At 46.1% G+C, this 26,868-nt stretch carries 22 protein-coding genes; 15 read left to right on the top strand and 7 right to left on the bottom strand.

Annotated features, from left to right (window positions below; all coding sequences use genetic code 11):
- Positions 1-5 precede the first annotated feature (5 nt).
- From ACO0KY_RS06950 to wrbA, 3 genes are read right to left on the bottom strand one after another with little or no spacing between them, the layout of a single operon-like run.
- Positions 6-1,412 carry an FAD-binding oxidoreductase gene (locus ACO0KY_RS06950; RefSeq protein WP_423045007.1) on the bottom strand — a complete coding sequence of 469 codons (1,407 nt, stop codon included), beginning with the start codon at positions 1,410-1,412 and terminating at the stop codon, positions 6-8.
- A complete protein-coding gene (locus tag ACO0KY_RS06945) occupies positions 1,405-1,785 on the bottom strand; it encodes a DUF2069 domain-containing protein (protein WP_423045006.1) in 381 nt (126 codons plus the stop codon). Before ACO0KY_RS06945 ends, ACO0KY_RS06950 begins: the two co-directional genes overlap by 8 nt.
- A complete protein-coding gene (gene wrbA, locus ACO0KY_RS06940) occupies positions 1,782-2,393 on the bottom strand; it encodes an NAD(P)H:quinone oxidoreductase (protein WP_423045004.1) in 612 nt (203 codons plus the stop codon). Before wrbA ends, ACO0KY_RS06945 begins: the two co-directional genes overlap by 4 nt.
- 72 nt (positions 2,394-2,465) lie before the next feature.
- Here wrbA and ACO0KY_RS06935 point away from each other — a divergent pair, with 72 nt between their 5' ends.
- A complete protein-coding gene (locus tag ACO0KY_RS06935; protein ID WP_423045003.1) occupies positions 2,466-3,725 on the top strand; it encodes a YihY family inner membrane protein in 1,260 nt (419 codons plus the stop codon).
- Positions 3,722-4,783 (top strand): GNAT family N-acetyltransferase, encoded by a 1,062-nt coding sequence (locus tag ACO0KY_RS06930; RefSeq protein ID WP_423045002.1) that lies wholly within the window; start codon positions 3,722-3,724, stop codon positions 4,781-4,783. The genes ACO0KY_RS06935 and ACO0KY_RS06930 overlap by 4 nt, the downstream gene beginning before the upstream one ends.
- Before the next feature lie 242 nt (positions 4,784-5,025).
- Here the strand turns inward: ACO0KY_RS06930 and ACO0KY_RS06925 are convergent, their stop codons facing one another.
- Positions 5,026-6,444, bottom strand: coding sequence for an undecaprenyl-phosphate glucose phosphotransferase (locus tag ACO0KY_RS06925; RefSeq protein ID WP_423045001.1), 1,419 nt, complete (start codon positions 6,442-6,444; stop codon positions 5,026-5,028).
- A 23-nt stretch (positions 6,445-6,467) separates the two neighbouring features.
- Complete coding sequence (locus ACO0KY_RS06920; protein WP_423045000.1) at positions 6,468-7,415, bottom strand: glycosyltransferase; 948 nt, start codon at positions 7,413-7,415, stop codon at positions 6,468-6,470.
- Between the two features lie 219 nt (positions 7,416-7,634).
- Between ACO0KY_RS06920 and ACO0KY_RS06915 the strand changes: the two genes are divergently transcribed.
- The 5 genes from ACO0KY_RS06915 to ACO0KY_RS06895 are packed head-to-tail and all read left to right on the top strand — an operon-like array spanning position 7,635 to position 13,331.
- Positions 7,635-8,867 carry an SLBB domain-containing protein gene (locus ACO0KY_RS06915; protein WP_423044999.1) on the top strand — a complete coding sequence of 411 codons (1,233 nt, stop codon included), beginning with the start codon at positions 7,635-7,637 and terminating at the stop codon, positions 8,865-8,867.
- A gap of 8 nt (positions 8,868-8,875) precedes the next feature.
- Positions 8,876-10,279: a Wzz/FepE/Etk N-terminal domain-containing protein gene (locus ACO0KY_RS06910; RefSeq protein ID WP_423044998.1), complete on the top strand. Its 1,404-nt coding sequence runs from the start codon at positions 8,876-8,878 to the stop codon at positions 10,277-10,279.
- A 29-nt stretch (positions 10,280-10,308) separates the two neighbouring features.
- Positions 10,309-11,283 (top strand): polysaccharide biosynthesis tyrosine autokinase, encoded by a 975-nt coding sequence (locus ACO0KY_RS06905; RefSeq protein ID WP_423044997.1) that lies wholly within the window; start codon positions 10,309-10,311, stop codon positions 11,281-11,283.
- Between the two features lie 4 nt (positions 11,284-11,287).
- On the top strand, positions 11,288-12,220 hold the full coding sequence (locus tag ACO0KY_RS06900) for a glycosyltransferase (protein WP_186912236.1): 933 nt from the start codon (positions 11,288-11,290) through the stop codon (positions 12,218-12,220).
- A 16-nt stretch (positions 12,221-12,236) separates the two neighbouring features.
- On the top strand, positions 12,237-13,331 hold the full coding sequence (locus tag ACO0KY_RS06895; RefSeq protein ID WP_423044996.1) for an acyltransferase family protein: 1,095 nt from the start codon (positions 12,237-12,239) through the stop codon (positions 13,329-13,331).
- Positions 13,332-13,389: 58 nt separating this feature from the next.
- Here the strand turns inward: ACO0KY_RS06895 and ACO0KY_RS06890 are convergent, their stop codons facing one another.
- The gene (locus ACO0KY_RS06890; RefSeq protein WP_423044995.1) at positions 13,390-14,691 is read right to left on the bottom strand and encodes an O-antigen ligase family protein; all 1,302 of its coding nucleotides are present in this window, start codon (positions 14,689-14,691) and stop codon (positions 13,390-13,392) included.
- 68 nt (positions 14,692-14,759) lie between these two features.
- Here ACO0KY_RS06890 and ACO0KY_RS06885 point away from each other — a divergent pair, with 68 nt between their 5' ends.
- The 3 genes from ACO0KY_RS06885 (at position 14,760) to ACO0KY_RS06875 (ending at position 20,510) form a co-directional block, all read left to right on the top strand.
- Positions 14,760-17,183, top strand: a complete 2,424-nt coding sequence (locus tag ACO0KY_RS06885) for a hypothetical protein (protein WP_423044994.1) — start codon at positions 14,760-14,762, stop codon at positions 17,181-17,183.
- Between the two features lie 312 nt (positions 17,184-17,495).
- Positions 17,496-18,794, top strand: a complete 1,299-nt coding sequence (gene aceA, locus ACO0KY_RS06880; protein ID WP_186912232.1) for an isocitrate lyase — start codon at positions 17,496-17,498, stop codon at positions 18,792-18,794.
- Between the two features lie 255 nt (positions 18,795-19,049).
- Positions 19,050-20,510, top strand: coding sequence for an alpha/beta fold hydrolase (locus ACO0KY_RS06875; RefSeq protein WP_423044992.1), 1,461 nt, complete (start codon positions 19,050-19,052; stop codon positions 20,508-20,510).
- A 51-nt stretch (positions 20,511-20,561) separates the two neighbouring features.
- On the opposite strand, the gene ACO0KY_RS06870 is transcribed toward ACO0KY_RS06875, so the two are convergent.
- A complete protein-coding gene (locus ACO0KY_RS06870; RefSeq protein ID WP_423044991.1) occupies positions 20,562-21,356 on the bottom strand; it encodes a WecB/TagA/CpsF family glycosyltransferase in 795 nt (264 codons plus the stop codon).
- A 160-nt stretch (positions 21,357-21,516) separates the two neighbouring features.
- On the opposite strand from ACO0KY_RS06870, the gene ACO0KY_RS06865 reads away from it, so the two are divergent.
- The 5 genes from ACO0KY_RS06865 to folC all read left to right on the top strand — a co-directional run bounded on the left by ACO0KY_RS06865 (position 21,517) and on the right by folC (position 26,816).
- Complete coding sequence (locus tag ACO0KY_RS06865) at positions 21,517-22,203, top strand: phosphoribosylanthranilate isomerase (protein WP_423044990.1); 687 nt, start codon at positions 21,517-21,519, stop codon at positions 22,201-22,203.
- 22 nt (positions 22,204-22,225) lie between these two features.
- Positions 22,226-23,506: a tryptophan synthase subunit beta gene (gene trpB, locus ACO0KY_RS06860; RefSeq protein ID WP_423044989.1), complete on the top strand. Its 1,281-nt coding sequence runs from the start codon at positions 22,226-22,228 to the stop codon at positions 23,504-23,506.
- Between the two features lie 199 nt (positions 23,507-23,705).
- Complete coding sequence (gene trpA / locus ACO0KY_RS06855) at positions 23,706-24,503, top strand: tryptophan synthase subunit alpha (RefSeq protein WP_423044988.1); 798 nt, start codon at positions 23,706-23,708, stop codon at positions 24,501-24,503.
- A gap of 93 nt (positions 24,504-24,596) precedes the next feature.
- The gene (gene accD, locus ACO0KY_RS06850; protein ID WP_186912227.1) at positions 24,597-25,469 is read left to right on the top strand and encodes an acetyl-CoA carboxylase, carboxyltransferase subunit beta; all 873 of its coding nucleotides are present in this window, start codon (positions 24,597-24,599) and stop codon (positions 25,467-25,469) included.
- 57 nt (positions 25,470-25,526) lie between these two features.
- The gene (folC, locus tag ACO0KY_RS06845) at positions 25,527-26,816 is read left to right on the top strand and encodes a bifunctional tetrahydrofolate synthase/dihydrofolate synthase (RefSeq protein ID WP_423044987.1); all 1,290 of its coding nucleotides are present in this window, start codon (positions 25,527-25,529) and stop codon (positions 26,814-26,816) included.
- Positions 26,817-26,868: the final 52 nt, after the last annotated feature.

Here is a 26,868-nt window from a genome sequence, read left to right as displayed (position 1 = left end):
TAACCTTATAAAATTTTTCCGGGATTCATGATGTTATCTGGATCAAGCGCAGATTTAATCGCACGCATCATTTGAAGTTCGACGGCTGATTTATAGCGTAGCAGTTCTTTTCGCTTTAAAGAACCTATTCCGTGTTCGGCAGAGATAGAGCCGTTGTAGGCGTGCACCTGATCATGTACCAGCCGGTTAATTGCTTCTTGATTGGATATGAAATTCTGATCATTGACACCAATCGGTGGTGAGATATTGTAATGTAAATTTCCATCGCCCATATGACCGAAACAAATGAGTCTGCAACCAGGAAAATGGCTCTCAAGAAGCTGTGCGGTCATCATCATAAAAGCCGGTATACACGAACTAGGTAGCGATATATCGTGCTTGATATTTTTACCTTCCGCCGCCTGAGCCATGGAAATGTTCTCGCGTAACTTCCACAAATTGTTGGCCTGCGTCATAGAATCAGCAATCACAGCATTAGAAATAATTGCGCCTTCTAAGGCTTGCCCCAAAACGTTTTCTGCTAGTTGTCTGGCGTGTGATTCAGATTCATGATCGGAAATTTCCAGTAGTACATAGTACGAATAAGCCTCTGAAAACGGCAATGGAATATCCGGAAAATGCTTGTGAACCAGCTCCAGGCAGATTGCCGAAATGAACTCGAAACCGGTCAGCGCTGGCCCAAATCCTTCACGGCTCAGATTGAGTAACTCCAGGGCTGCCTCCGGTGAGGAAAGTGCGACAAGTGCTGTCTGAATTGCCTTTGGTTTTGGGTAGAGTTTCATCACCGCTGCTGTGATAATGCCTAAGCTACCTTCAGCGCCAATAAATAAATCACGTAAATCATATCCAGTATTATCTTTGCGCAATCCTTTTAATCCATCCCAGATTTCACCTTGCGCATTGACCACTTCTAGCCCAAGGCAAAGCTCGCGCGCATTTCCGTAACGTAGCACAGCAGTGCCACCTGCGTTGCTGGAGAGATTTCCGCCGACGGTGCAAGTGCCCTCTGACGCTAAGGAGAGTGGAAACAGTCGTTGGCTATTATCGGCCGATTGTTGGACGTCGTTAAGTATGCAGCCAGCATCAACAGTGATGGTATTGTTGTCGGTATCAATGGCACGTATTTTGTTCAGTCTGCGTAGTGATAACACTACCGAATTGCCCGAGCTATCCGGAACGCTGCCGATGACCAATCCACTATTGCCGCCTTGTGGCACGATGCTGATCTTAAATTGGCGACATAATTTAACCAAATCCGCAACTTCTGTTGTCGATGCTGGGCGCAAGACGGCGAGGCAATGTCCACGGTAACGTTGCCGCCATTCGGTCTCATATGGTTTGCGATCAGCTTCGTCAATGAGGACGTATTGTGAGCCAATGACAGCCCGGCACTGTTGAAGAAAATCATCCATTTTGCATTTTGCGCTGTTTTGCTGCTTGTTTGAAAGGCCGCAAATACACCAAAATTGCTGCAAAATTGCACACCGACAGGAAAATTTCTAAGCTCGCACAAGCTGCGGAAATGCTGGTTTTATCGCTATATGCTCTGACACAGCCTTCAGTAAAATAAAGCCAGATTAACATTGACGTCCATTGCATGGTGTAATTGTCTTTACGTATCACTCCGCGCAACGGCAGAACTAGTGGCAATACTTTGAGCGCCATCCATGAACCACCCGTACGTAAAGGTGCTACCCACATTTCCCAGCTAATACATAGCACGATCAGCAAACCAAGTAGAATGCAGGCCAGAAAATGAGCATGTTGTTGACGTGTTGTGATCATGGATGCTGAGTCAGGCGTTGCGTTGTTTCCGCCAACCTTTTACCTAAGGCTATGGCAAGTTTACGGGAGTCGTCAGAGATCTGATTCTTTCCATCCAATCCCGACCAATGCGTTGCTCCATAAGGGCTGCCGCCGGTAGTGGTGGTCATTAATTCGGCCTCACTGTAAGGGATGCCCATCAACAACATGCCGTGATGGAGTAGCGGTAACATCATCGACAACAAGGTGGACTCCTGTCCACCATGAATGCTGCCGGTTGATGTAAAAACACACGCAGGTTTTCCGACTAAAGTGCCAGATAGCCATTCGGCAGCAGTACCATCCCAAAAATACTTCATCGCTGCTGCCATATTGCCGAAGCGAGTAGGGGACCCTAATGCTAATGCGGCGCATTCCTTCAGATCCGATAATTCGACGTACGGTGGACCTTCGGCGGGGATGTCTGACTCGGTTGCTTCCGTATTTGCCGATACTGCCGGCACTGTTCTTAGGCGAGCGTCGCAACCTGGCACGCTTTCTATGCCTTGCGCAATAAATTCTGCCATTTTGCGGGTATTGCCGTGGCGTGAATAAAATAAAACGAGAATCGTAAGCTTGGATGTATTCATAATGATTATTATATGAGACTTTATGGTCACTCTCTCAGTAAAATAGCGGCTAGTAATTTTTTAAAGATCGATATGCGCGGACTTTCGTGGACACAATTACGTAACCTCTTTCTCTTTGCCTTGCAACGCCTGCGCGAGGGGCGCCTGCCGCAAGTGGCAGGTAGCTTAACATTTACCTCTGTGCTGGCACTCGTTCCAATTCTGACTGTAGCATTGGCAATTTTTACGGCTTTCCCTTTATTTAATACTTTCCGTACTTCCTTAGAGGCGTATTTTGTACAGAATTTGATGCCCAAAGGCATTGCGAATACGATATTGGGTTACCTCACGCAGTTTGCCACTAAAGCCACACGTTTATCTGCAGTCGGTGGTGTGGCACTGATGTTGACCGCAATTGCCACCATGGCGATGATAGACAAGTCCTTTAATCAGATATGGCAAGTGAAGCGCTCGCGTCCTTTGTTTCAAAGGGTATTAGTCTACTGGGCGATCGTTACTTTGGGCCCCTTTTTAATTGGCGTTTCGATTTCCATCACATCCTATTTGTTTACCGCTACTAGTGGCGTTGTTGCTTCTGTCCCGTTCATTGGTGGGGTATTTTATACCTTAATATCGGTCACGTTTACGACAGGTGCATATACCTTGCTCTACCTCGCAGTGCCTAACCGTTCGGTAGATTGGCGCGACGCGGCATGGGGAGGTTTATTCGCTGGGTGTGCTTTTGAAATTGCAAAACGTGGATTTGCGATCTTTGTGACGCATTTCCCGACTTATACCATCGTCTATGGTGCGTTGGCCGCGGTACCAATTTTTTTGATTTGGATTTATTTGTCGTGGCTCATTACTTTGATTGGCGCTGTCATTGCAGCGGCTTTACCAATAGTGAAATTTGAACGTTGGTGGCATGTTCCTACGCCTGGCAGTGCCTTTGAAGATGCGATGCGTATTCTGCAAGTATTGACTGCCGCTAGAAATACCAAAGAAGATGCCGTTGTTAGCGTTGCACAAATTCGTACCACCACCAGGTTTGGCATGGATGAGATTGAAGGCTTGTTGCAGCGTATGCAGGATGCAGGGTGGGTTGCACAGATTGCTTCAATCAATACGCCGCAGAGTAAAAATGTATGGTGGGCAATTCGAAATGAAGGTGGTGACTTGTGGACATTGATCGCCAATCCAACGATGTTGAAACTGGCGGACGTTTACCGGGTATTTGTGTTTGAGCCGGTACGCGGTAGCCGATTATCGACAGTCGTTGAGCAGGCAATGGAAGCTGAATTGCAAGAAAATTTACAGCAATATTTTCTCAATCATGAGCAAGAGATACAATGAAGTTTAGTCTGATCAGCGGCGGTGAGCTGGACGCTGGGCTACATAAAGCCTGGTTGCAAATGCTCAATAATTCGGAAATTTTGCAAAGCCCTTATTATCACCCCCAATACACGGCGATTATCGGCGCGGCACGCACTGATACCCGAATTTTAGTAATTGAAGATGCCGGTGAGGTCATCGGCTTCTTTCCTCATCATAAGAAAAATAACGTTCTCGCTGAAGTAATCGGAGGAGGGCTGACAGATTATCAAGGTCCGATAACTTCGACGAACCATGAACTTCCCTTAACGCAGATGTTGGCAGCGATGAACGTGCGCTATATGGGCTTCAATCATATGCCCACAGAGCGTAGTGAGTTCGCAGCATATGCATGGCATCATAGTCGTTCGCTTACGTTAAATCTGGAAGGTGGTTTCAATGTCTATGTGCAGCGTTTGACTGAAAAACGCGACGCTTCTTTATTTAAAAAGATAGAAACCAACGAGCGGAAATTAAGCAAAAAATTTGGTCCCCTGAGATTTCATTTTGATGCCCGAGACCCGGCAGAATTTGCTGCTTTGCTCGCTGGCAAATCAGATCAGTTTATTCGTACACTGGGTGTCGAGCATGATATTTTTGCGGTGCCGTGGATACGTGCCGTTATTGAAGGAATAAGTCAACAAAAGCAGGCAGGTTTTTCTGGCGTTTTATCGACGTTATACGCAGGCGATACCCTCATTGCAGCCCATTTTGGTATGCGTTCTTCCGGCGTTTTGCATTACTGGTTTCCTTGGTATGCGACAGCCTATTCAGAATTTTCACCCGGCCTGATTTTGCTTGCTGGCTGCGCACGCGAGGCACCTGCGACCGGAATCACGTGTATAGATCTTGGGCGCGGCGAGCAACCCTACAAGCTGCGTTTTGCAACGGGTCAGATCGATTTGTGCGAAGGTGCAATTTCTTCTCCCAGGTTGATTGCTAAGGTAAAATCGACGTATTTTGCTTTGCGTAGTGATTTGAAAAATTCGCTTCTGGGAAATTATCTGCGGAATTTTAAAAGGGCAAAAAAAGAGCGTTGATATTATGATGCTATAGGCTAACAAGTTAACTTAGGCTTATGCATCCATCGTTATCATATTTGAAATAACTCCTTCTGAGATTGGCATTTGCCTGTTGAGATCTGATGTATTTAGCTACCGTATACCAAGCGATCAGATCAAAGCCGCAACAGTAATTGCCGGTACTTCAGAATACCTAGACAGCGTAGCACGTCGGCCAATATGCGCTTTGAAGGGCTTATCTGATGCGCTGGGTTGCTGATCTAGTAGGCGTTCTTATCGCCAAAAACGACTTTGACGGTGCGCCATAAAATGACGAAGTCAAGCCAGATAGACCAGTGCTGTAAGTAATACAGGTCGTAGTCAACGCGTGCTTGCATTTTTTCCAGGGTATCGGTTTCTCCGCGTAAACCGTTTACTTGTGCCCAGCCGGTGATGCCGGGTTTGATTTTGTGGCGGAACATATAACCGGTAACCAATTTTCGGTAAAGCTCATTGTGGGCGACTGCATGCGGGCGCGGGCCGACCAGGCTCATGTCACCGGTGAGTACATTAAATAACTGCGGCAATTCATCTAAAGACGTTCTTCTGATGAAACTGCCAAATTTAGTAACGCGAGCATCGCCTACTTTCGCTTGAATCACGGGCGAGTCTTTCGGAGCTATTTTCATGCTACGAAACTTGTAGACTTTAATTGCTTTGCCAGCGATACCGTAACGATTTTGTTTGAAAAATATTGGGCCTGGGGAGCTTAGTTTGACGCCCACGCCAATGGCTATCATGATTGGCGATAAAAGGATTATGCCGATGAATGCACCAACAAAATCGACAATTCTTTTCGGTAGTGCAGCTAGCCCGATAAACGGCGTCTCGACGGATGCTAAGACAGGTTTGCCTGCTAATTCGCGCAGTTGTATTCCAGGCATACCGAAAATCAAAGACTCTGGGACGAAATAGGTTGTGGCAGTGCTGTCGTATAGTATCTCTAAAATCTCCGCTAATTCTTCCGGTTCTTTTGTATTCATACCAATGAAGACCACGTCTACCTTGACCTTGCCGGTCTCAGGATCGATGATCCATTCAATTGCATCGCCTAAATCTCCCAATCTTTCTAATTTGCTTGGTGGTCGAGATGCACTGCGATTGTCGAAGAAGCCGATGACATCGACTGCGGCTAATGGAGAGTTGCGTAAGGAGTCGATCAGATCAGCGCAAGCAGAATTAGACCAAATCAGAACTGCTTTTCTTCTTCTTGCGGGGTTCGAGTAATAGAACGTAGCGATTCTTCGTATAATTATTGCCATCGCCATCAAAGAGAATGGGGTGATGACCAACCAAAGTAACATCACTTTTCTCGACAACTGCTCGGACATCTTATCGACATATGCAGTCAGTAAGACCACCATAAAGACGATAAACCAACGCCACGTGAGCTTTGGGAAAAGTGAGAATGGATTTCTATCTTGCAAGGAATTTAAAAGGCGATGGCTGGAAAAGACAATGATGCTCGTCATTGCAGCGATCAGGAAGCGGATAAAAAAAACGTCGGCGTCAACGCGCTCGACATTGAGGATAATCGCAAGCAAAGTCAGGCATATGGCTGCACCAAAAGCCACTCCGGTGAGCACAGATAATAAGTGCGCAGGCTGTGATGCACTAGATGTAGAGTGGGAGCTGAACATAATCTTTCGTTTGTCAGGTGAAATTATTTTGTTTTTGTTTTGAAGAATAAGCCTTTAATCTGCGCTAATTGCCACTTGTGCAGATGTTCCCTGAACTCTGGATTGTTATAGCGCGGTGCTTGTTTTAAAGCAGCCCCCAGATAACCGGCGATAATTAACAACCCGCCGATAACAAATGGTTTCTCGCGCATTCTGAATACACCCGATGCCAGCGCGTACAAAGGATGGTATCCCATAAACCAGATGCCGCGTCCCCATCGTAAGCGGCCGCGATATACATTTTTGTCTGATGACCCCATCAGTCGATGGTGCATGAGAATAGCTTCAGGATGATAGAAGCTCTTGGTGTTCCAGCCTTTCATGCGTGCTGTATGAACGTCTATACCATCCCAAAGTACTTCTTCGACAAAGCCGCCAATTTCTTCGAAAGCATTCCTTCGGTAAAGTTTGAATTGGCCAGCGACATGTTCATCGATGATGATTTCTTCTACGCGTTTTCCATCTTCTTCGCGAAAAACTTTGCCAGAGACTGCTGCTAATTTGGGATCGCTGGCAAATTGCTTAAACATGATTTCGAGGTATTGAGGGCCAAACGACATATCGCCATCAAGTTTGGCAATGTATTGGTATTCAGTATGCTGAATTTGTGTGATGCCGTATTTGAATGCAGCGACGACACCGCCGCCAACTTTGCGAAAACCGCGATCTGGCCGCTGAACCAAACGGATAAACGGATATTTCGCTGCGTACTCCTCAACGATCTCTGCAGTATTGTCTTTAGACCCATCATCGACAATGATCCACTCGACCGGGTGTACAGTTTGTTGCGTGATCGATTCGAGCGTGAGCCGGATTAAATCAGCTTCATCCCGGACGGGGGCGATGATCACAAGAGGAGCAATTTTTTTCATCGGATTTGTGCCAACGGGGGAGGTTATTATTTTTGCTTGTTCAACTTGCTTATTTACCATAGCGCCACTTTCGTTCATTTTGAGCAATGTTAACGTAGCTTAACGAGGGTGACAATTTAATAATGGTTAATTATTGTTATGGATTGGTACTTATTTTTTTTATTTCGATATAGTTGCATTTTTTTGTATGTATGACAAAAAAAATCTACCTTTTCGATTGTTGCAAGATAAAATAAGATGTTTTCATCACATCCTTGGTTTTCAATGGTTTTTGCCACTATGTCTAAGTTGAAATTGCCCGTTTTTTTTGTGGCGGGTACGATGTCGTTGTTATTTTCTGCAACTCTTTCCGCACAGGAAGTTGTTAGTGACTCGGTTTCGCAACTTAAGATAGATCAACGGATAACGATGGTTCCGGTCGCAGCGAAGAAAGCTGAAGTCGTTTCCATGGTAGATTCTGCTCCGGATTCTCCTGCAGTTGCTGCACCAGTCATTACTTCAACTGCCGCACCAGTCAATATTCGGTCAGTTCCCCAAGTTACAACGCAAGACAAGCCCTCAGTTTCCACTTCAATTGCTGCTACGAACGCTGCTCCAGTTATTACGCCAGTTATGCCCCAGGGTACTCCTCAGGCTCCGACTGCAGTAAATACTTCAGTTATTGTTCCGGCGAAGTCCTTAGTTCCGATTCCAATCGTGACCTCAGTTGCGACATCTGTTACTACCAAAGTAGCGCCATCAATTGCTGCAAGCAATTTCGACCCTTCTGATGCAAACGCTGACGTAGTCGGCGAAGGTGATCAGTTATTGGTTACAGTGTTTGGTCAGCCTGATCTGAGCGCCGACATTATCGTTGGCGCAAATGGTATCGTAACTCTGCCTTTGGTCGGTACCGTTGACGTGCGTGGTAAAACCGGTTCCGAAATTGCAGGAATTTTTGCGAAAAAACTTGAGGCGGGACAATACCTTATTAAACCTAAAGTGTCGGTCAAAGTTGCAGCGCAAGTCAGTCGGAGCTTTTCGGTACTCGGAGAAGTGGTGCGTCCGGGACGTTTTATATTGCAAGGTAACCTCAGTGTACTTGATGCCTTGAGTCTGGCAGGTGGTGTAACACCGCGAGCAGATAAAAATTTACGAATTTTGCGCCGTAACAGCCAGGATGGAAAAGCTGAATTGACAGAATACGCGACAGTTCGTCTTGATTTTGAGGATGAAAAGAATAATGCGCAATTCGGCCAGAAAGTTCTCGCTAATGACGTGTTGATAGTGGGACAGCAAAAGAATTTTTATGTGTACGGTGAAGTGCGACGCCCAGGCGCCTATCCGATGGAAGATGATATGAACGTCATGCGCGTTTTATCAATCGGCGGAGGTGTCACAGACCGTGGTAGTACTTCTCGTATCATCATCCACCGCAAGTCCAGTGATGGTGAGTTAAAAGAAATTCCAGCCCGTATTTCTGACGTCGTGCTGCCAGGCGATGTTGTGTTTATTAACGAACGCATTTTTTAAGACTGCCAATGCGAAGTTCTCCGACCGAGTTAATTCTCTCATTTACGCAGATAGGCGCGATGCTGCGCGCCAGGAAAAAATTAATCTTAAATATCACTTTTGCTGCCGTGGTGGTTGCGGGTGTTGTTAGCGTGTTGTTGCCAAAAACGTATATTGCCTCAGCAAATATTTATATTGATTACCGTATTAACGATCCGATTAATGGTCGACAATTTAATCCTATGCAGGACGAGAGTTATCTTGAAACGCAATTTGATGTTATCCGCAGTGTACAAGTTGCGGAGCGCGTCATTGACGCATTGCGGCTACAAGATACAGACGAATGTCGCAAGCTGATTGCCAAATATGGTGAGCGTCGTGGGCTTCGACTATTGGCAGAGTCCATCACTGAGCATGTTGAGGTAGCACCACATAAAAATAGCCGGGTAGTAGAAGTTCAATATTCTTCGAATAGTCCGCAAATGGCAAAAGATATTACCAATGCCATCGTCAAATCGTATATTGATCTTTCTCTTGAAATGATGAATGCACCCGCGCGCGCACGGAAAGATCAATACAACGCTCAGTTAGAGTCCATGAGCAGACAAATTGACGATATTCAAAAGAAATTAACCAGCTATCAGCAAGAATATCAAATCGTTGATGCGGATGAGCGTACTGATCTGGATTCGCGTCAGATGAATGCATTAAGTGCTCGTTTGATGGACGTGCAACTGCAAAGGGTCGAAGCACAATCCAAGAAGCAATCTCTGGATGGCTTAATGAAACGTGGTAATCTGAATTCTGACTTGCCCGAAATCGCGGGTGTAGGCAATGTATCTGGTGTGAAAGCGGCCTTGATTGCTGTTGAAGCACAGTTAGCCAATGCTCAAACGACATTAGGCGTAAATCACCCTCGCTATATCGCGATAATGCAAGAACGTCAGGCACTGCTAGATAAGCTCAAGCGTGAATCGTCGACTGCATTTGACTCCTTGCAATCAGTGGAAGGGCGTCTGGCACAACAAGAAAAAGTGATTGAGGCTGAATTAGCGAATTACCAGAAAAAGACCTTTGAAAATAAAAAACATCGCGATGTGATCAGCTCGTATCAGCGTCAGTTAGATAGCGTCCAGAAAATTTACAATGCCGCGATCCAGAAGTTCGACGAACTTTTAATGACCAGTAACGTAGCGATTTCAGATGCAACGGTCATGCAATGGGCCGAAGTACCCGAAAAACATGCAAAACCTTTGCTACGTAATAACCTTATATTTGGCCTGATTGGCGGCTTTTTGTTTGGACTGTGCGTCGCTTTCTTGCTTGAACTGCTGCAAAGAAGAGTACGTTGCATGGAAGATCTGGAGCGAGAATTTGACGTTCCTGTGATGGCACATATAGGGTTTGAAGAAGCTGTTTCTGTTGCCAGATAAGCTAGCGGACAAAGCAAAAGGGAATGGAAATGATCTTTCAAGAAAAAGAAACTGAAAAGACTGATCACAGTTCGTCCGCGAAAGTCGGGCGGTTGGGTGATTTGTTTTTGCAAAAAGGTCTCCTTACTGAGAGTCAGGTAGAGTTGATTGCGGCCGAGCAAAGACAAAAAAAATTACGCTTTGGCGATGCCGCTTTAAATCTTGGTTTTTTAAGCCAGATTCAAATCGACTCTGCGTTAGGTGAGCAGTTTGGATTTGGTAGTAAAGATTTGATCAATGGTAAGGCAGATTCTGGTCTGCGATTTTTTCATTATCCTTTCTCCAAAGAAGCGGAAGAAATCCGGCGTTTGCGTAGCGAATTGTTGTTGAAGTTCAGTTCTCAGGATAAGATAAAAATTGCTCTGGTAAGTGCCAGTCCGCAAGAAGGTAAATCGTATATGGCAGCAAGCCTGGCGATCGCGCTATCGCAGGTAGGGCGACGCACCTTGCTCATCGATGCTGATTTGCGCAGCGGAAATTTACATAATTTGTTTTCACTTGGAAGTCCAGACGGGTTGTCGTCTGTTCTTGCGGGAAGGATAGCGGCTCAGAATGCATTGATTCCTTTAATGGATAACCTGCATATTCTTCCAAGTGGACCACGTCCACCTAATCCGCTCGAGATATTGCGGGCGCCCCGAATTCGGGAGTTGTTGGCATCTTGTGATAATCAATTTGATGCTTTTGTTCTTGATACCTACACTTCTTCGCTAGCGTCTGATGCGCAAATGGTAGCTCATCAAGTTGGTTCTGTGCTGCTGATGGCGATGAAAGATGTGACTTTACTGAGTGATTTGCGCGAAGCTAAGAGCGATATGCAGGCCGCTGGTGCTGAGGTCATAGGAACGATTTTTAATGAGAATGCTAGCGGTGATGGGACTGGCAGGTTGTCCCGGAAGTGGCTGAGTTGGGTGAAAAAACGATTACCTTACGGCTCAAAACGAACTGCATCTTCACGGGGTTAGACCCATGATTGATATCAGTATTTGCATTTGCACTTTCCGTCGTCCGCTATTATTGCAACGTTTATTGACTGCGGTTTTTGCGCAAAACTATAATCAAGAGTGTCTTGAAGTCATCGTGGTGGATAATGATGTTCACCGTTCGGCAATTCCCGTTCTCAACGAGTTTAAAAAGCAATTTCATGACAGATTGACTGTTCTCGAACTTGGTGAATCCAATATTTCTTTGGCACGCAATGCAGCTATTGGCGTGGCGCGCGGGGAATGGGTAGTCATGGTGGATGATGATGAGTGCCCAGCACAAGACTGGTTACATTATCTCTTGGCTACACAGGCAAGCTTCAACGCCGATGTCGTGTTTGCACCGGTTCTCCCCGAATACGCAGAAGGTGTGCCTCCTTGGATTATTAAAGGTCAGTTTTTTGATCGACGTCGTCCGGTCTCTGGGACGCCGATCGATGACAAGGATGCGCGTAGTGGAAATGTTCTGGTTCGTAAATCTTTTCTGGATCAATTGCGAACATCGAGTGGGGCAGGACCGTTTGATCCGTCATTTGGAAAAACGGGTGGCGAGGACAGTATGCTGTTCCGCCAATTGCACGCACGTGGTGCTTGTATGGTCTGGTGTGATGAGGCACCAGTGACTGAAATTGTACCCGTCGATCGTGCAACCGCATCTTGGTTGTTGCAACGGTCTTTCAGAACCGGGCAATTATTTATGCGAACTGAGTTGGCGATGTTTCCCAAAAATCAGCGCTGGCACCGTGGACTCTGGTTGGGACTGCGTGCCATTATTCAGTTATGTATTTCTTTTGTGCTGGCCATAGTTTTGTTGCCCTTGTCTCCGTTGAAAGGATTTTCCTGGGCCAGGATTTGTGCTTCCCAGTTCGGCAAACTCAATCATTTTCTTGGTGCACATTTGCACGTCTATGGTGATTGAAAAATCATAGAAAGAAATGAAATTGAAAAACTTAGACGGCCAGTCCTCACCATTCCCAGCGCAAATGCAGGACCGGTTGCTTGCGCTTGATGGTCTGCGAGCCATCTCGATTTTATTGGTAATCTTGTCGCACGCTGGACTTGGGTACATTGTTCCCGGCGGTTTAGGCGTGACTATATTTTTCTTTATTAGCGGATTTATTATTACCCGTCTTATGGTTTCTGAATGGGATAGGGTTGGTTATGTCAGTATCAGAAAATTTTACATACGCCGTTTTTTTCGCTTGATGCCAGCACTGCTGATTTTTATTTTGTGTGCATTGACTGTCATGCAAATGGCATCGGTGAATTGGCGCTGGGTGGAGCTGGGATCAGTATTCTTTTATTTCGCAAACTATTTCGGGATTTTTGTAGGTTTTTCCGAAAACGCATTACCTTCACCCTTGTCTATTACCTGGTCACTCGCAGTGGAAGAACATTTTTATATGATCTTTCCTGTGATGTTTGCTGCGCTAATTGCCGTACCGAAGCGATTTCTATCGCTGGTTGTGTTTTTGTTGGTGTTGTTTTTGGGCTGGCGTATTTATCTGGTTTATGGGTTAGGATTGGCGAACTTGCCAGATAGCCGGATTTATAAAGCAACGGATACGCGTGCTGATTCGATTTTGTACGGAACTGCACTTGCGCTTCTGTTGGTGCGTAAGGAATTTGTGTTTGATTTGCTTAAGCAAAAAAGCGTTTTTGTGTTTGGCGTACTGTTGATGTTGATCTCGTTGTTTTTGCGGGATGAAAATTTTCGGGAATCATATCGATATTCGCTGCAAGGCGTGGCTTTGTTTCTTATGTTCGTCAATCTGGTACTGGTTGATGGTTTGATTAGTCGAATCCTGAGTTCATACCCGTTAGTCTACATCGGGAAAATAAGCTATTCCCTTTATCTGTATCACTGGTTGGTCTATTGCTTAATGGCGCTATGGATGCCTTCGTGGTCATTGCCAGTTAAAATTATTGTCATGATGACGAGTTCTTTATTGTTGGCCGATGTTTCTTATCGCCTGATTGAAAAGCGCTTTCTTGTCATTGGGCATCGATATGTGAATGCCCTGGCTTGACTTATAATTTTCAAATCACGCTTTGGTTTCTTGGATTTTTCTTTGTTTTTGCTTTCCTCTAGCTTTCTTTTAGTCTTCGATTCGCCGATGTGCAAGCCACCAAAGCGAAAATAAAGAATACATTCTGAAATCCAAATCCGCGGAACAAGCTGCTTTCGGTAAAATTAGTCACCACTGTGACAAACAGCATTGCAGACCAGAAAGCGGCCTGTGTTCTGTCTTTACGTCCCATGATCACCAGACTGACGACTTGCGCGAACAGGCATAAAACGCATAAAGTGAGGCCGACCATACCTTGTTCGTTCAAAATATCCAGATAGCCATTATGTGACTGTAAGGGAATCCAGTTAAGCGCTGTAATGATGAATTGAGAGAGGCTATCCGGCCCCAACCAGAATGCGCCATAGCCCAGACCCATTACCCAATGCTTACGAATTTCTAATATAACTAATTCCCAAATATCTGTCCGTCCAGTGAGGTCAGAACCTTTGCCGAAGATATGTGCAATCGGTGATGAAATCTCAGACCAGGTCGGGAAGCGCGATTCCTGCATGAAAAACAAATAAAGTGCGATGAGAATCAAACAACAAAACACCAGCGCTATCCGGGTTAGCGGGTAATCCGAACTTAAATGGCGTTTTCTGAGTACATGAAAAATGGCGCTGGTAATCAGCGTGATGAGTAAGCTGGTTGAGCTTTTACTCATCACCAGCATAAAAAAGCTAAACCCTATTGCAGTTAAAAGAACCCGTATATCAAGCTTCTCTGTGCATGCGCGTGCTTGCCACAAAAGAATCGACACTGCCGCAACCTGACCTAATTCATTTTTTTGGGATAAGGCCCCACGCCAAGCGCCACCTAATGCGTAATCGATACCCAAACTCGGTGATGTGATTACCATAAAGAGTGACAATAATAAAATCCCCATTAATGGATAGAGCAAATATTTAAGCAGCAATGCCAAAGGGCGCGGCGCCATATTGATTGCGATGGCGATCATGACGAGGCCGTACAATTGAATTGCTCTTTTAAATGTTACGCCAGGCAAAGGTGACCAAAGACTTGATAATAAACACCATAGCAAGATGGTGACAAGAAAGGGATTGAGGTTACGCGCATCAGCCAGCGCCTCAGGTAAATGCCGGTATAGCACAATCATCGAGAGACTGATTAATCCACCCCATTCGAGTTTGGTGGTGATAGAGCCTTCCATCGTCAAGGCGGATGACCCCGTGTAGTCCCAAGAGATTCCGTAAGGCAATAACGAAAACACTGCAAATAACACGACCATGAGACGAATTAGTATCATTTCGTAGTCATTCATGGTGCGATCTTCCAGAGCGATTGCAGTATTCTTCATTGACATCTATGTTGGATGATTGTTTGTACGATATTCTAATGGCTTGCTTGGCTACTGCGACTTATTTCATGAACTATTTTCCAAGAAAATTCCCGCGCGTTCTCTTTTTTGCTTTGCTGTTCATGGTCAGCGTGGCACCGTGCAACGCGCAGGCATCGAATATAGAGTGGTACCCATTTACGATTAACGAAGATCAGATGGCGAGCATTACTGATTTTAGTGGACTGAATCATCCCTTAGGTCCAGCAGATCGTTTATTCGTTAAAGGGGCGCATTTCTACAGAGTTGGTGGTGATGGCCAGCCACAAACAAAAGATGATCAACGTGTGCGTTTATTTGGCATCAGTCTTACTGGTGCTGCGAATTTTCCAAAAGAAGAAGACGCACCAAAAATTTCCAGACGCTTACGTAGTCTGGGCTTCAATGCAGTCCGCCTGCATCATCTTGATACGGTACTGAGCGATAGCGAAGACAAGCCGCAAGGTATCCTGACCACGGGTGCTTTTCCAAGTTTCAATCAATCTGCAGTGCAAAGATTGAAAACATTCATCGATGCACTCAGGCGTGAGGGTATTTACGTTAATTTGAATCTGCACGTCGGTTATTCATTCAGATACGTTGTCGATCAACTGACGCCCTTGGTGCCAGGTGAAAATATGCCGTTTGCCAGCAGTCCTCTGCATTTGTTTGAACCACGCATGATCGCTTTACAGGTTGAATATGCAAAACAATTGATACGACGTCTGGATTTGAACAATGATCCTGCTTTGGCGATGATAGAAATTAATAATGAATCTTCTTTGGTCGGCGCCTGGCAAAGAAAAGATGTAGATGGCTTACAAGGAGAATATCAGCGCCTGTTGCAGCAACAATGGCAACGCTGGGCTGTACGACAATACGGTAGTCTTGATAAAGCTTGTCGCGTCTGGGGTAGTTGTGGACTGACTAAGCAAGGTGCATTGTTGGTCAGGCAGGATGAGGCGCGCGTATTGGCATTTGGCGATGGTTGGTTAGCGCATGGTCAGCAACTGGCGAAGCGGGCGCTGGCCAAAATTGATGTGAAATCTCCATCGATTCTTGAGCCAAAATTTGAAGTGCAGGAGGAGGGTGCGGGGCGCCGTGTTCTGGACTTTGTCCGTTTTCTATCGGAAATGGATAAGCAATATTTCGAGACGATCCGGCAGGCAGTTCGTTCGGAAGTAGGTGATCTGGTACCTCTCACCGGAACGCAAATGTACTACGGAGGCATCATTAATGCAGATTCGCAAAAGAATATGGATTATCTGGACCAGCATTTTTATGTGGATCACTACGATTTTCCGCATCAATCCTGGGATAGAAATGATTGGCGTATTCGTGATCACTCCGCTGTACGTGAAGGCTGGGAGCCTTTATTAAAACAGGCGTTTTATCGTGATATTCAAAAGCCTTTTGTGATCAGTGAATTTAATCAAGCCTACCCAAATCGTCAAAGTGCCGAAATTATGCCCGTCGTCACGGCAATTGCCAGCGCCCAGGATTGGGATGGTTTGTTTTTGTTTCAGTATGCAGATGGAAATACCTGGAGAGCCTTGCCCGATAGTTTTAGCTTATCTGGTATGGGCGGACAAATCGCGACGACGGGCATTTCTGCGGCGATATTCAGACAGTTTCAAATTCCTGTCTTGCGTGAGCAATCCGTCGTTACGATGACGCCAGGTGCGCGCCTCATGGTAGGTGCAATGGGCGAGGGGGCAACATCTGATGCATATATCGAATACATCAGGCGCACCTTCGATCTTGATGTGAGGGATGCCTTTACCAAACGTGTTGGCGCATATTTGCTGCAAAACAGCGACACTGGTAATGGTGCTCTGAATAGTGCAGTGTCGTCGCATCAAAATAAAAATTCAACGGACAAGGAGTTGGCTGGCGCTTTTTGGTCCGCCAACGATGGTCACTTGGTCAGTGATCGCGATGCACCTAATCTACGTGCATCCGGAGCTTATAGTGCAATGTTTGCCGGATTTTCCCAATCTACCAGCTTGGCTGGTTCGAGCGAGCTCATATCCCCGGTATTTTCTAAAGAGGGGCGGCAATTTGGCGTGATGATGCTGGTAACGCGCGATGCCAAGCTGTTGAACAAGTCGCGTCGTTTATTGCTCACGATAAGCGGAGCGACGACGGGGAGTCAGCCCGATGTATTTCCGGCGCGCCCTAAGAATTTGATTGCTTACCCAGGCGTTCGTGGTTGGTGGACTCTTGAACCTGATGCTTCCAGTGCATCGAAGCCTTCTGGTCCGCGTGATGCGACAGGGCCAGTGTGGCTGGAGCGGATTAATGTGAGTTTTTTCTATCCTTCTAGTGCTAAACGTATGGTGATCTATCCACTGGATCCGGATGGGCAAAGGCTCGCTCCAGTTGCTGGTAGTGATATTTTGAAAACTGATCGCGGATTTAAAGTTTCATTGAATAAATCTTCGCCTTGGTATGAAGTTCTGCTTGTGGATTAATCAGGTTGTTTAAAGTCTTTTAGCTGAGAAATAGATTTACGTAAGGCTTAAGTGTCTCTTTTTACGCAAAATCTTGTAATGTGAAAACAGCTTATCGCATTGTGAAAAATTGACCCTCTGGTGCACAATTTATTTTTCTCATTCTAAGAAAAAGCATTTCGTATCGCAAAAAAGTATATTTAAGTATTTGTTTTTAAACGATTTTAAAAAAGTTATATGTCTTATATAAGACCTTGTTGCTATGCAAAAAATCTCCTATTATTGATCTCAACGGAACACACATTTCATTCGTTTTGACCACAGGAGAGAAGCATGACAACACGCGCACAACAAGTAGCTGAATTGCAAAAAGACTGGGATACCAATCCACGCTGGAAAGGCATTAAACGTAATTACACGGCAGAAGACGTCGTTCGTCTGCGTGGTTCCATCAAAGTTGAGCACACGCTCGCTAAAAATGGTTCGATCAAATTATGGGATCTGGTTAACAACGAACCATTTATCAATGCACTCGGCGCTTTGACTGGTAACCAAGCGATGCAACAGGTAAAAGCGGGCTTGAAAGCGATTTATCTGTCTGGCTGGCAAGTAGCTGGCGACGCAAACGTTGCTGGCGAAATGTATCCAGATCAATCCTTGTACCCAGCAAACTCGGTGCCACTGGTTGTTAAACGTATCAACAATACATTGACACGTGCTGATCAGATTCAATGGTCTGAAGGTAAAGGCGATATCGATTACTTCGCTCCTATCGTTGCTGATGCTGAAGCTGGTTTCGGTGGTGTATTGAACGCATTTGAATTGATGAAAGCGATGATCGAGGCGGGCGCATCTGGCGTTCACTTTGAAGATCAATTAGCTTCCGTAAAAAAATGCGGTCACATGGGTGGTAAAGTATTGGTTCCGACACGTGAAGCTGTTGAGAAGCTCAATGCGGCACGTCTGGCTGCTGACGTCATGGGTACGCCAACTGTGTTGTTGGCACGTACCGATGCAGAAGCCGCCGATTTGTTGACTTCTGACGTAGATGACAACGACAAACCATTCCTGACTGGCGAACGTACAGTGGAAGGTTTCTACAAAACTAAACCAGGTCTGGAACAAGCGATCTCCCGTGGTTTGGCCTATGCAGAATACGCAGACATGATCTGGTGTGAAACTGGTAAGCCTGATTTGGAATTTGCTAAAGCATTTGCTGATGCAATCCATGCTAAGTTCCCGGGTAAATTGTTGTCCTACAACTGCTCACCATCTTTCAACTGGAAGAAAAATCTGGACGATGCAACGATTGCTAAATTCCAGAAAGAATTGGGTAAATTGGGTTACAAATTCCAATTCATCACGTTGGCTGGTTTCCATGCATTGAACTACGGCATGTTCAACCTGGCTCATGGCTATGCTCGTAACCAAATGTCTGCTTTCGTTGAATTGCAAGAAGCTGAATTCGCAGCAGCAGAAAAAGGCTTTACAGCAGTGAAACACCAACGCGAAGTAGGTACAGGTTACTTTGATGCCGTTACGCAAGTGATTCAACAAGGTCAATCTTCCACGACAGCGTTGCACGGTTCGACAGAAGATGAACAATTCTTCGATGCGAAGAAAGTTGCTTAATTTTTGTTAAAGCTAACGCAAGGTATTTTAGTTAATGCCTTGCGATTGCAAAGATCTCCCGTAGTAAAGCGAAAGCCGCTCTTTTTATGAAGCGCGGCTTTTGTCTATCTGGACACTAATCCGTTGTCGTGATCGATAGACCGAGTTGTTGTGTGTGATGAAGGCTGATGCATGTTGCCTGAAAATATCAATTACTGAAGTAACTTTGCAAAGTTTATAATTGTCTAAAAAATAAATACTAGCGAAGGGTAGGTAATGAAAAATCTCGTGAAGATGCTCGTGATCGGATTTGCGAGCATGATGATGTTGAGTCCCGTTTATGCTACTGAGTTTACCCCCTGTCAGGATGCGACAAGCATTGCTGGACTGGCGGGTAGCTTGTGTAAAACAACGTCATTACCGCTTTCATATACGGAGGTGCCGGCATCTCTGGACATTGATTCAACAAAGGAAATCAGCATATTTGTGCGTAAATTCCCGGCTCCCGGTCAATCAAAGGGTACTGTCTGGTTGGTGTCGGGCGGTCCTGGTGAGTCTGGTGCATCCTTGTACGCGATGGTAAGTGTGTTGCGCCAGAGCTTTCCTGACTTCGATCTGATCTTGCCTGATCATCGTGGAACTGGATATTCAACCCGGCTTTGTCCGCTTGAAGAGGGGAGTGAAAGTCCAGGCGGTATGTCATTGGTTGGTGCAGAGTGGGGGACGTGTTTTAAGCGGATACTGACGCATCCTGATTTGGTCAAAGTATTTACCATCACCAACGCAGCTTATGATTTGCGTCACCTGATCGCTGAGTCAGATAAGCACAAGCCAGTGTATTTGTATGGAGTCTCCTACGGTACGCAATTGATCTTGCGTGCGCTGCAAATTGGGCCACTTGCAGTCAATGGCGTGATACTTGATTCACTTGTACCGATGCAAACTGATCTTAAGTGGGATTTAAGCCATCGTTCACATTTAGTAGATGAAGTTGGACGCAAAGTCCTGGCTGAATGCGATGTGCAGCCCGAATGTCATTCAATGCTAGGGGAGAGTGCAGAGCAAAGCTATGTTCATCTCTTGGCTGCGGCGCAGAAACAACCGGAGTTAGTCGCTCAAGTGCCAGGCAAGAACCTCAAGCATTTTTTTGGGAGTTTGCTTGATATACCAAAGGCGCGAGCGCGAATACCATTTTTGATAAAGGATCTGGCGCACGGAGGAAATGTTGAATTGCAGTCCGTTATGAGCATTATGAAACAAGCAGGTTCATCATTGGGTGATTTTCCTCAGCTTACTCCTTCTATTCCTTTAGTTAGCATTATCAGTACTTCGGAAAATAATTTGCGACCAAAGTTGAGCCTTCCTGAACTCAGGCAAGAAGAGCAAGGGCTATTGTTTACAAGCCGTCTGCCAGAAATGCTGATTGAACCAGCTTTGCCAACGTATTCGCACGATAAATACTTTGGCAAACTACCTCAACAATTGCCGCCGATGTTGGTTTTTAGTGGCACTCTCGATCCAAAAACTTCCTATGAAGGTGCGCTAAATCATGTTGATGCAATCAGGAAAACAGTGCAAGCCAGCGCGATCAGTATAGTCAGTGTGATTGGTGCGCCGCATTTCACTCTGTGGGTCGCGCCATCCTGTTTTATACAGCATGCCAAAAATTTTGTAGAAAAGGGCATCTCACAAGATCAGCGCTGCGAAATGACAAGCACTGATCCTGTGAAGCATTGACGATGGGTGTGAGCGTAAGTGTGGGTCTTGTTGTTGCTTGTTGGGAGCATTTTATTTGTGTTTTTTTCGTTCTCTGAGCAATATGCTGAAAAATTTTGATCCCTGTATCGTATAACGTTGCCATAGTCGGCGTGGCTCGCTGGCGAGTCGCCAAAACCATTCCATGCCGATTTTTTGCATCCATAGCGGGGCGCGCTTTTTTTGGCCTAGTGCAAATTCCATCGCAGCGCCAACGCATAGAATTAAAGGTACGTTATTGCTGGTTTGTTCACGCTTGTATCTGAATGCAAAATACTCCTGCTTGGGCATGCCGAGGCAAACAAATAAAATATTAGGTTGAGTTTCTTGTATCAGCTTTATCGCCTGGTCAGCCTCAGCGCCATCCGGTGTGAATTGCATAGAAGGGCAAAAAATATTGACTTTCAGGCCGGGATAAACTCTGGCAAAAGAGTTTAGTAACTCCGATTCCTGGCCAGGCATGCCGCCAAGAATAAAAATGGACGCGCCTTTAGCGATGCTTCCTTTGCAAAGAGAAACGAATAAATCGGCACCTGTGACCCGTTCTGGCAGAGCTTGCGGACACATTTTGCTGGCCCACACGATTGGCATGCCGTCTGCGAAGATATAATCCGAAGTGGCGTATAGTGCTTTGAACTCGGCTTGGGGTTCGAGTTTGACGATGTGATCGACGTTCGGCGTGACGACGATGCGACTCAGATGGTCGCGTTGCGTCGCGACATCAAGCAAATGCTGACTAGCCTCATCAAATCGCATGCGATGAATATTGAGTCCGAATAGATGCGTGATGTTCTTGCTGTGATCTTGATGCGAGGAAATCGTTGTCATAAGCCTGCTTCAGAGTTGTCATGAATGTGTCCGAGATTGTCGCAGAACTTGATGTCTTTGCATTGTGATAAATGGTAAATAGTTGAGCTTTTGTATGCAATTTTTGTCGGGTTGCGTAAAGTTGTGGCAGATGAATTTAATTTTTGGGGGTTTCTTTCTCATGCAGCACAGAACCAGAATAAAAGTATGTGGGATTACTACCGTGGCGGATGTGAAAATGGTGACGGTGGCCGGGGTGGATGCACTGGGTTTTGTGTTTTATCCGCCGAGTCCGCGCTATGTAAATCCGATGCAGGCGGCGGAGTTGTTGTGCGCAATGCCGCCGTTTGTGATTAGTGTTGGATTGTTCGTCAATGTGTCTGAAACTGAATTGCGGGAGATAGTGGCTCAAGCTCCAGTGCAACTTTTGCAGTTTCATGGTGATGAGACACCGCAGCAGTGCGCCAGCCTGGCCGCAGCCGTTAATCGGCCATTTTTGAAGGCATTTCGTGTCAAGCCTGACACAACCGCCAATGATTTGTTAGAATGGGAGGCAGCATATCGTGCTGCAAGTCCTTTGTTTCATGGTTTATTGCTCGACACCTTTGTAGAAGGTTACGGCGGTAGTGGAAAGGTTTTTGATTGGTCTCTCATCCCAAAAGAGCTCGCGCCTCGGGTCGTTTTAAGTGGTGGCTTGAGCGTACACAACGCGACTGGCGCAGTTAGTCAGGTGCGGCCTTTTGCCGTGGACATCAGTAGTGGTGTCGAATTGGCAAAAGGTATCAAGGATGAATCGAAAGTACACGCGTTTATCAACGCGGTACGTGAGGCGGATCAATTATCTGTAAGCAGTCAGGCGCTGTCCTGATTGGCTTCGTCAAAGGAATAGTATGAAAAACTTATCAAGCGCAGGCATTTCTGGCCTGAGCGCATTGGCAAATACAAGCGCCGTTCCACAAGAGTTATACCAATCTGCAGGCTATCACTTGCCTGACGCACGTGGACATTTTGGTCAATATGGCGGAACGTTTGTGTCTGAGACGTTGACGCATGCGTTGACTGAGCTTAAAGACGCTTACGCCCGTTATCAACACGATCCGGCGTTTTTGGAAGAGTATCGAAGTGAATTGAAATATTTCGTGGGTCGTCCGTCACCGGTTTACCACGCAAAACGCTGGTCAGAAATGATGGGCGGTGCGCAAATTTATTTCAAACGTGAAGATTTAAATCACACCGGTGCGCACAAAATCAACAATGTAATCGGTCAGGCTTTGTTGGCCAAGCGTATGGGTAAGCCGCGTGTGATTGCTGAGACCGGCGCCGGTCAGCATGGCGTTGCCACGGCGACCATTTGCGCACGTTTTGGGCTGGAATGCGTGGTCTACATGGGGTCGGAAGACGTTAAGCGTCAGGCGCAAAATGTGTACCGCATGAAATTGCTAGGCGCGACGGTTGTGCCTGTGGAATCTGGCTCAAAAACCCTCAAAGACGCCCTCAACGAAGCGATGCGCGATTGGGTGACCAATGTCGAAAATACGTTTTATATCATCGGGACCGTTGCAGGGCCGCATCCTTATCCTATGATGGTGCGTGATTTTCAGGCAGTGATCGGCGAGGAATGTTTATGGCAAATGCCGGAGCAAACCGGACGCCAGCCTGATTATGTCATTGCTTGCGTTGGCGGCGGTTCAAATGCAATGGGAATCTTTTATCCTTACATCGATCAGGTTCAAACCCAATTGGTTGGCGTGGAAGCGGCGGGTGAAGGGATGGAAACTGGTCGTCATTCAGCCTCTTTGACTGCAGGCTCACCTGGTGTTTTGCATGGCAATCGTACCTATTTACTGCAAGATGAAAACGGGCAGGTCATTGAGACTCATTCTGTTTCTGCTGGCCTGGATTATCCGGGTGTCGGTCCTGAGCATGCGTGGTTGAAGGATAGTGGCAGGGCGCAATATGTCGGCATTACTGATGAAGAGGCGCTGCAGGCGTTTCATGATTGCTGTCGTATCGAGGGCATTATCCCCGCCTTAGAGTCGAGTCATGCGCTCGCCTATGCGTGCAAACTTGCAGCTACGTTGCCGAAAGATAAAATCATTTTGGCGAATTTATCCGGTCGTGGCGATAAGGATATGCATACCGTTGCCGAACGTGCAGGATTAAAACTTTAAATTCTTGCACCATTATTTGCACTTCTACGGTGATTTTTAGATACTCCCCATGCTAATTTTATTTTTACCTTATATGTCTATGCAGTGTAAGGGGTGAAAAAATATACAGGAGGGGAGTATTTTACGAGGTGTAAATATTGGAATGGGGCTTGCTATGTTCCTTCTGCCTGTCTGAATTACATCCTAAAGCGATACGTTTATGTCAAAAATACAAAATACGCTGGCTAGCTTAGCCGCACAACAAAAAAAAGGCTTGATCCCATTTATCACGGCCGGTGATCCTTCGCCACAAATGACGGTTCCCTTAATGCATGCACTGGTCGAAGGCGGCGCCGATATTATTGAGCTTGGCGTGCCATTTTCTGACCCAATGGCGGATGGTCCGGTCATCCAACGCGCATCCGAACGTGCATTGAAATTTGGAGTTGGTTTGCGTCATGTATTACAATTCGTCCGCGAATTTAGAGTAAACAATCAAAAAACGCCGGTTGTGCTGATGGGGTATGCCAATCCTATTGAGCGCATGGGGCAAGATTTGTTTATTGCCGAAGCCGCAGAAGCGGGCGTTGATGGTGTGCTGGTCGTTGATTATCCTCCTGAAGAATGTGAGGAATTTGCTGCCAAAATGCAAAAAAATGGGATGGATACCATCTTTTTGCTGGCGCCAACGTCGACCGATGAGCGAATTGAGCTGGTTGGTAAAATTGCCAGTGGTTACGTGTACTATGTATCATTGAAAGGTGTTACAGGTTCAGGTAATCTGGATTTAGACGCTGTTGCAGATATGATTCCGCGTATCAAAAAGCACGTCAAAGTGCCGGTAGGCGTGGGTTTTGGTATTCGTGACGGGGCTACGGCCAAGGCGATTGCTAGTGTGTCTGATGCGGTAGTGATCGGTTCGCGGATTATTCAGGAATTAGAAAATTCGGCGCCCGAAAATGGCGTTGCCGCAGTTAAAAGTTTTATTTCTGGTGTCAGACAGGCTTTGGACGGGTAAAATACGCGCCATAGTCATCTGGTGGGTTGTTGAGCCAGATTGAATCAGTTGTCGATGTGCAAATAGGTACGTTGGCTGCAAAGAGGAGAAAACATGAGTTGGTTAGAAAAGTTGTTACCACCGCGCATACAGCGCTCAGAATCTGCAAATCGTAAATCTATCCCTGAGGGTCTGTGGGTGAAATGCCCATCTTGCGAAGCAGTGCTGTATCGTTCGGATCTGGAAGCGAATATCCATGTCTGTCCAAAGTGCAGCCATCACATGCGCATCGGTGCACGTGAACGTCTGGATGCTTTGCTTGATGCTGGCGGCCGTTATGAAATTGGGCAAGAAGTCATGCCGATTGATACGCTCAAATTCAAAGACAGTAAAAAATACCCAGATCGTCTGAAAGACGCGTTGGAGACCACTGGCGAGACGGATGCGTTGATCGTCATGGGTGGTTCTATCATGTCTGTGCCTGTGGTTGCTGCTTGTTTTGAGTTCGAATTCATGGGCGGTTCTATGGGTTCTGTGGTCGGCGAGCGCTTTGCACGTGGTGTTCAGGCCGCTTTGGAACAAAAAGTACCGTTCATCTGTTTCACAGCGACCGGTGGCGCACGCATGCAAGAGGGCTTGTTGTCCTTGATGCAAATGGCGAAAACTACGGCAATGCTGACTAAATTGTCAGAAAAACGTCTGCCATTTATTTCAGTATTGACTGATCCGACGATGGGTGGTGTTTCTGCATCGTTTGCGTTTCTTGGTGACGTTGTTATTGGTGAGCCAAAAGCCTTGATCGGTTTTGCTGGCCCGCGTGTGATCGAAAACACTGTGCGTGAAAAATTGCCTGAAGGCTTCCAGCGTTCTGAATTCCTGTTGCAAAAAGGTGCAATTGATATGATCGTTGATCGTCGTAAAATGCGTGAAGAAATCGCACGTTTGTTGGCCTTGTTGCAGAATCAGCCTGCTGAAGCTGTTTCTTAATTTATTTATTTATTTTCCAAAAGCCCGAACTAGTTTATTTCGGGCTTTTTTTATCCTATGTCCAAAATACCAGCAACACTGCCAGAATGGTTGGCACTTCTAGAAACACGTCATTCAAAAGAAATTGATATGGGGCTGGAGCGCGTCGCTTCCGTCAAAAAACGCCTGGATATTGAATTTAAATGTCCGGTCATCATGGTTGCGGGCACCAATGGCAAAGGTTCTACCTGTGCCATGCTCGAGGCTGTCTTGTTAAAGGCTGGTTATCGCGTTGGTTTGTATAGCAAGCCACACTTCCTTGATTTCAATGAGCGTGCCCGTATCAATGGTGAGAACGTCGGTGATCAGATATTTATTGATACGTTTTCGGAGGTGGAAGCAAAACGTGAAGATACGTCTTTGACGTATTTTGAATTCACCACGCTGGCGATTTGCAAGTTACTGGCTGATGCGAATCTGGATGTCGTGATACTCGAAGTTGGCTTGGGTGGCCGTCTTGATGCTGTCAATGTCATTGATGCAAACGTCTCTATCGTGACCAGTATTGATATTGATCATATCGAATATCTTGGTGATACCCGTGAAAAGATTGGCTTTGAAAAAGCTGGTATTTTCCGCCCTGGCAAATCGGCAATTTGCGGTGATCCACTTCCGCCACAGTCCTTAATCGATCACGCTAACGCTGTTGGCGCTGATCTATGGCTGTTTGGGCGCGATTTTAACTATAACGGCGATAAGCAGCAGTGGAATTTTGCCGGACGTACTCAGCGTCGCAATTCTTTGGCATATCCAAGCTTGCGTGGTGCGAATCAATTACTGAATGCTTCAGCAGTCTTGGCTGCACTGGAGGCATTACGTGATGTTTTGCCAGTCAGTGCGCAGGAAGTACGGACTGGTTTAGTGATGGTCGATTTGCCAGGTCGTTTCCAGGTGATGCCCGGCCGTCCGACAGTGGTACTCGATGTCGCACATAATCCGCATGCAGCTGCAACGCTATCGCAAAACCTGGATAACATGGGTTTTCACGCATATACCTATGCCGTGTTTGGCTCGATGCTCGATAAGGATATCGAGGGTGTGGTTGAGCAACTCAAAGGTAAGGTTGATCATTGGCATGTGTGCGATTTACCGTTGCCTCGTGCTGCCAGTGCTTTGCAACTAAAAGAGAAGGTGATCGCTGCAGGTGCCCTGGCAGATCCGGAAAAAACGGTCGCAACCTACAATTCTCCTGAAGAAGCCTATGCAGATGCCATGAGCAAAGCCGGTGAAAATGATAGAATAGTGGTCTTTGGTTCTTTCCTGACGGTCGCCGGTGTTTTACGCGCCAGAAGGTCTGCACTGCATTGATGTGATTTTGCGTTATTTGCTTCGGTTACTCATCATCATTCAGGAGTATCCG

The sequence above is a fragment of the Undibacterium sp. Dicai25W genome (assembly GCF_049340505.1).
GTDB classification, from domain to species: domain Bacteria; phylum Pseudomonadota; class Gammaproteobacteria; order Burkholderiales; family Burkholderiaceae_D; genus Undibacterium; species Undibacterium jejuense.
This window is presented reverse-complemented; position numbering and strand designations above follow the sequence as displayed.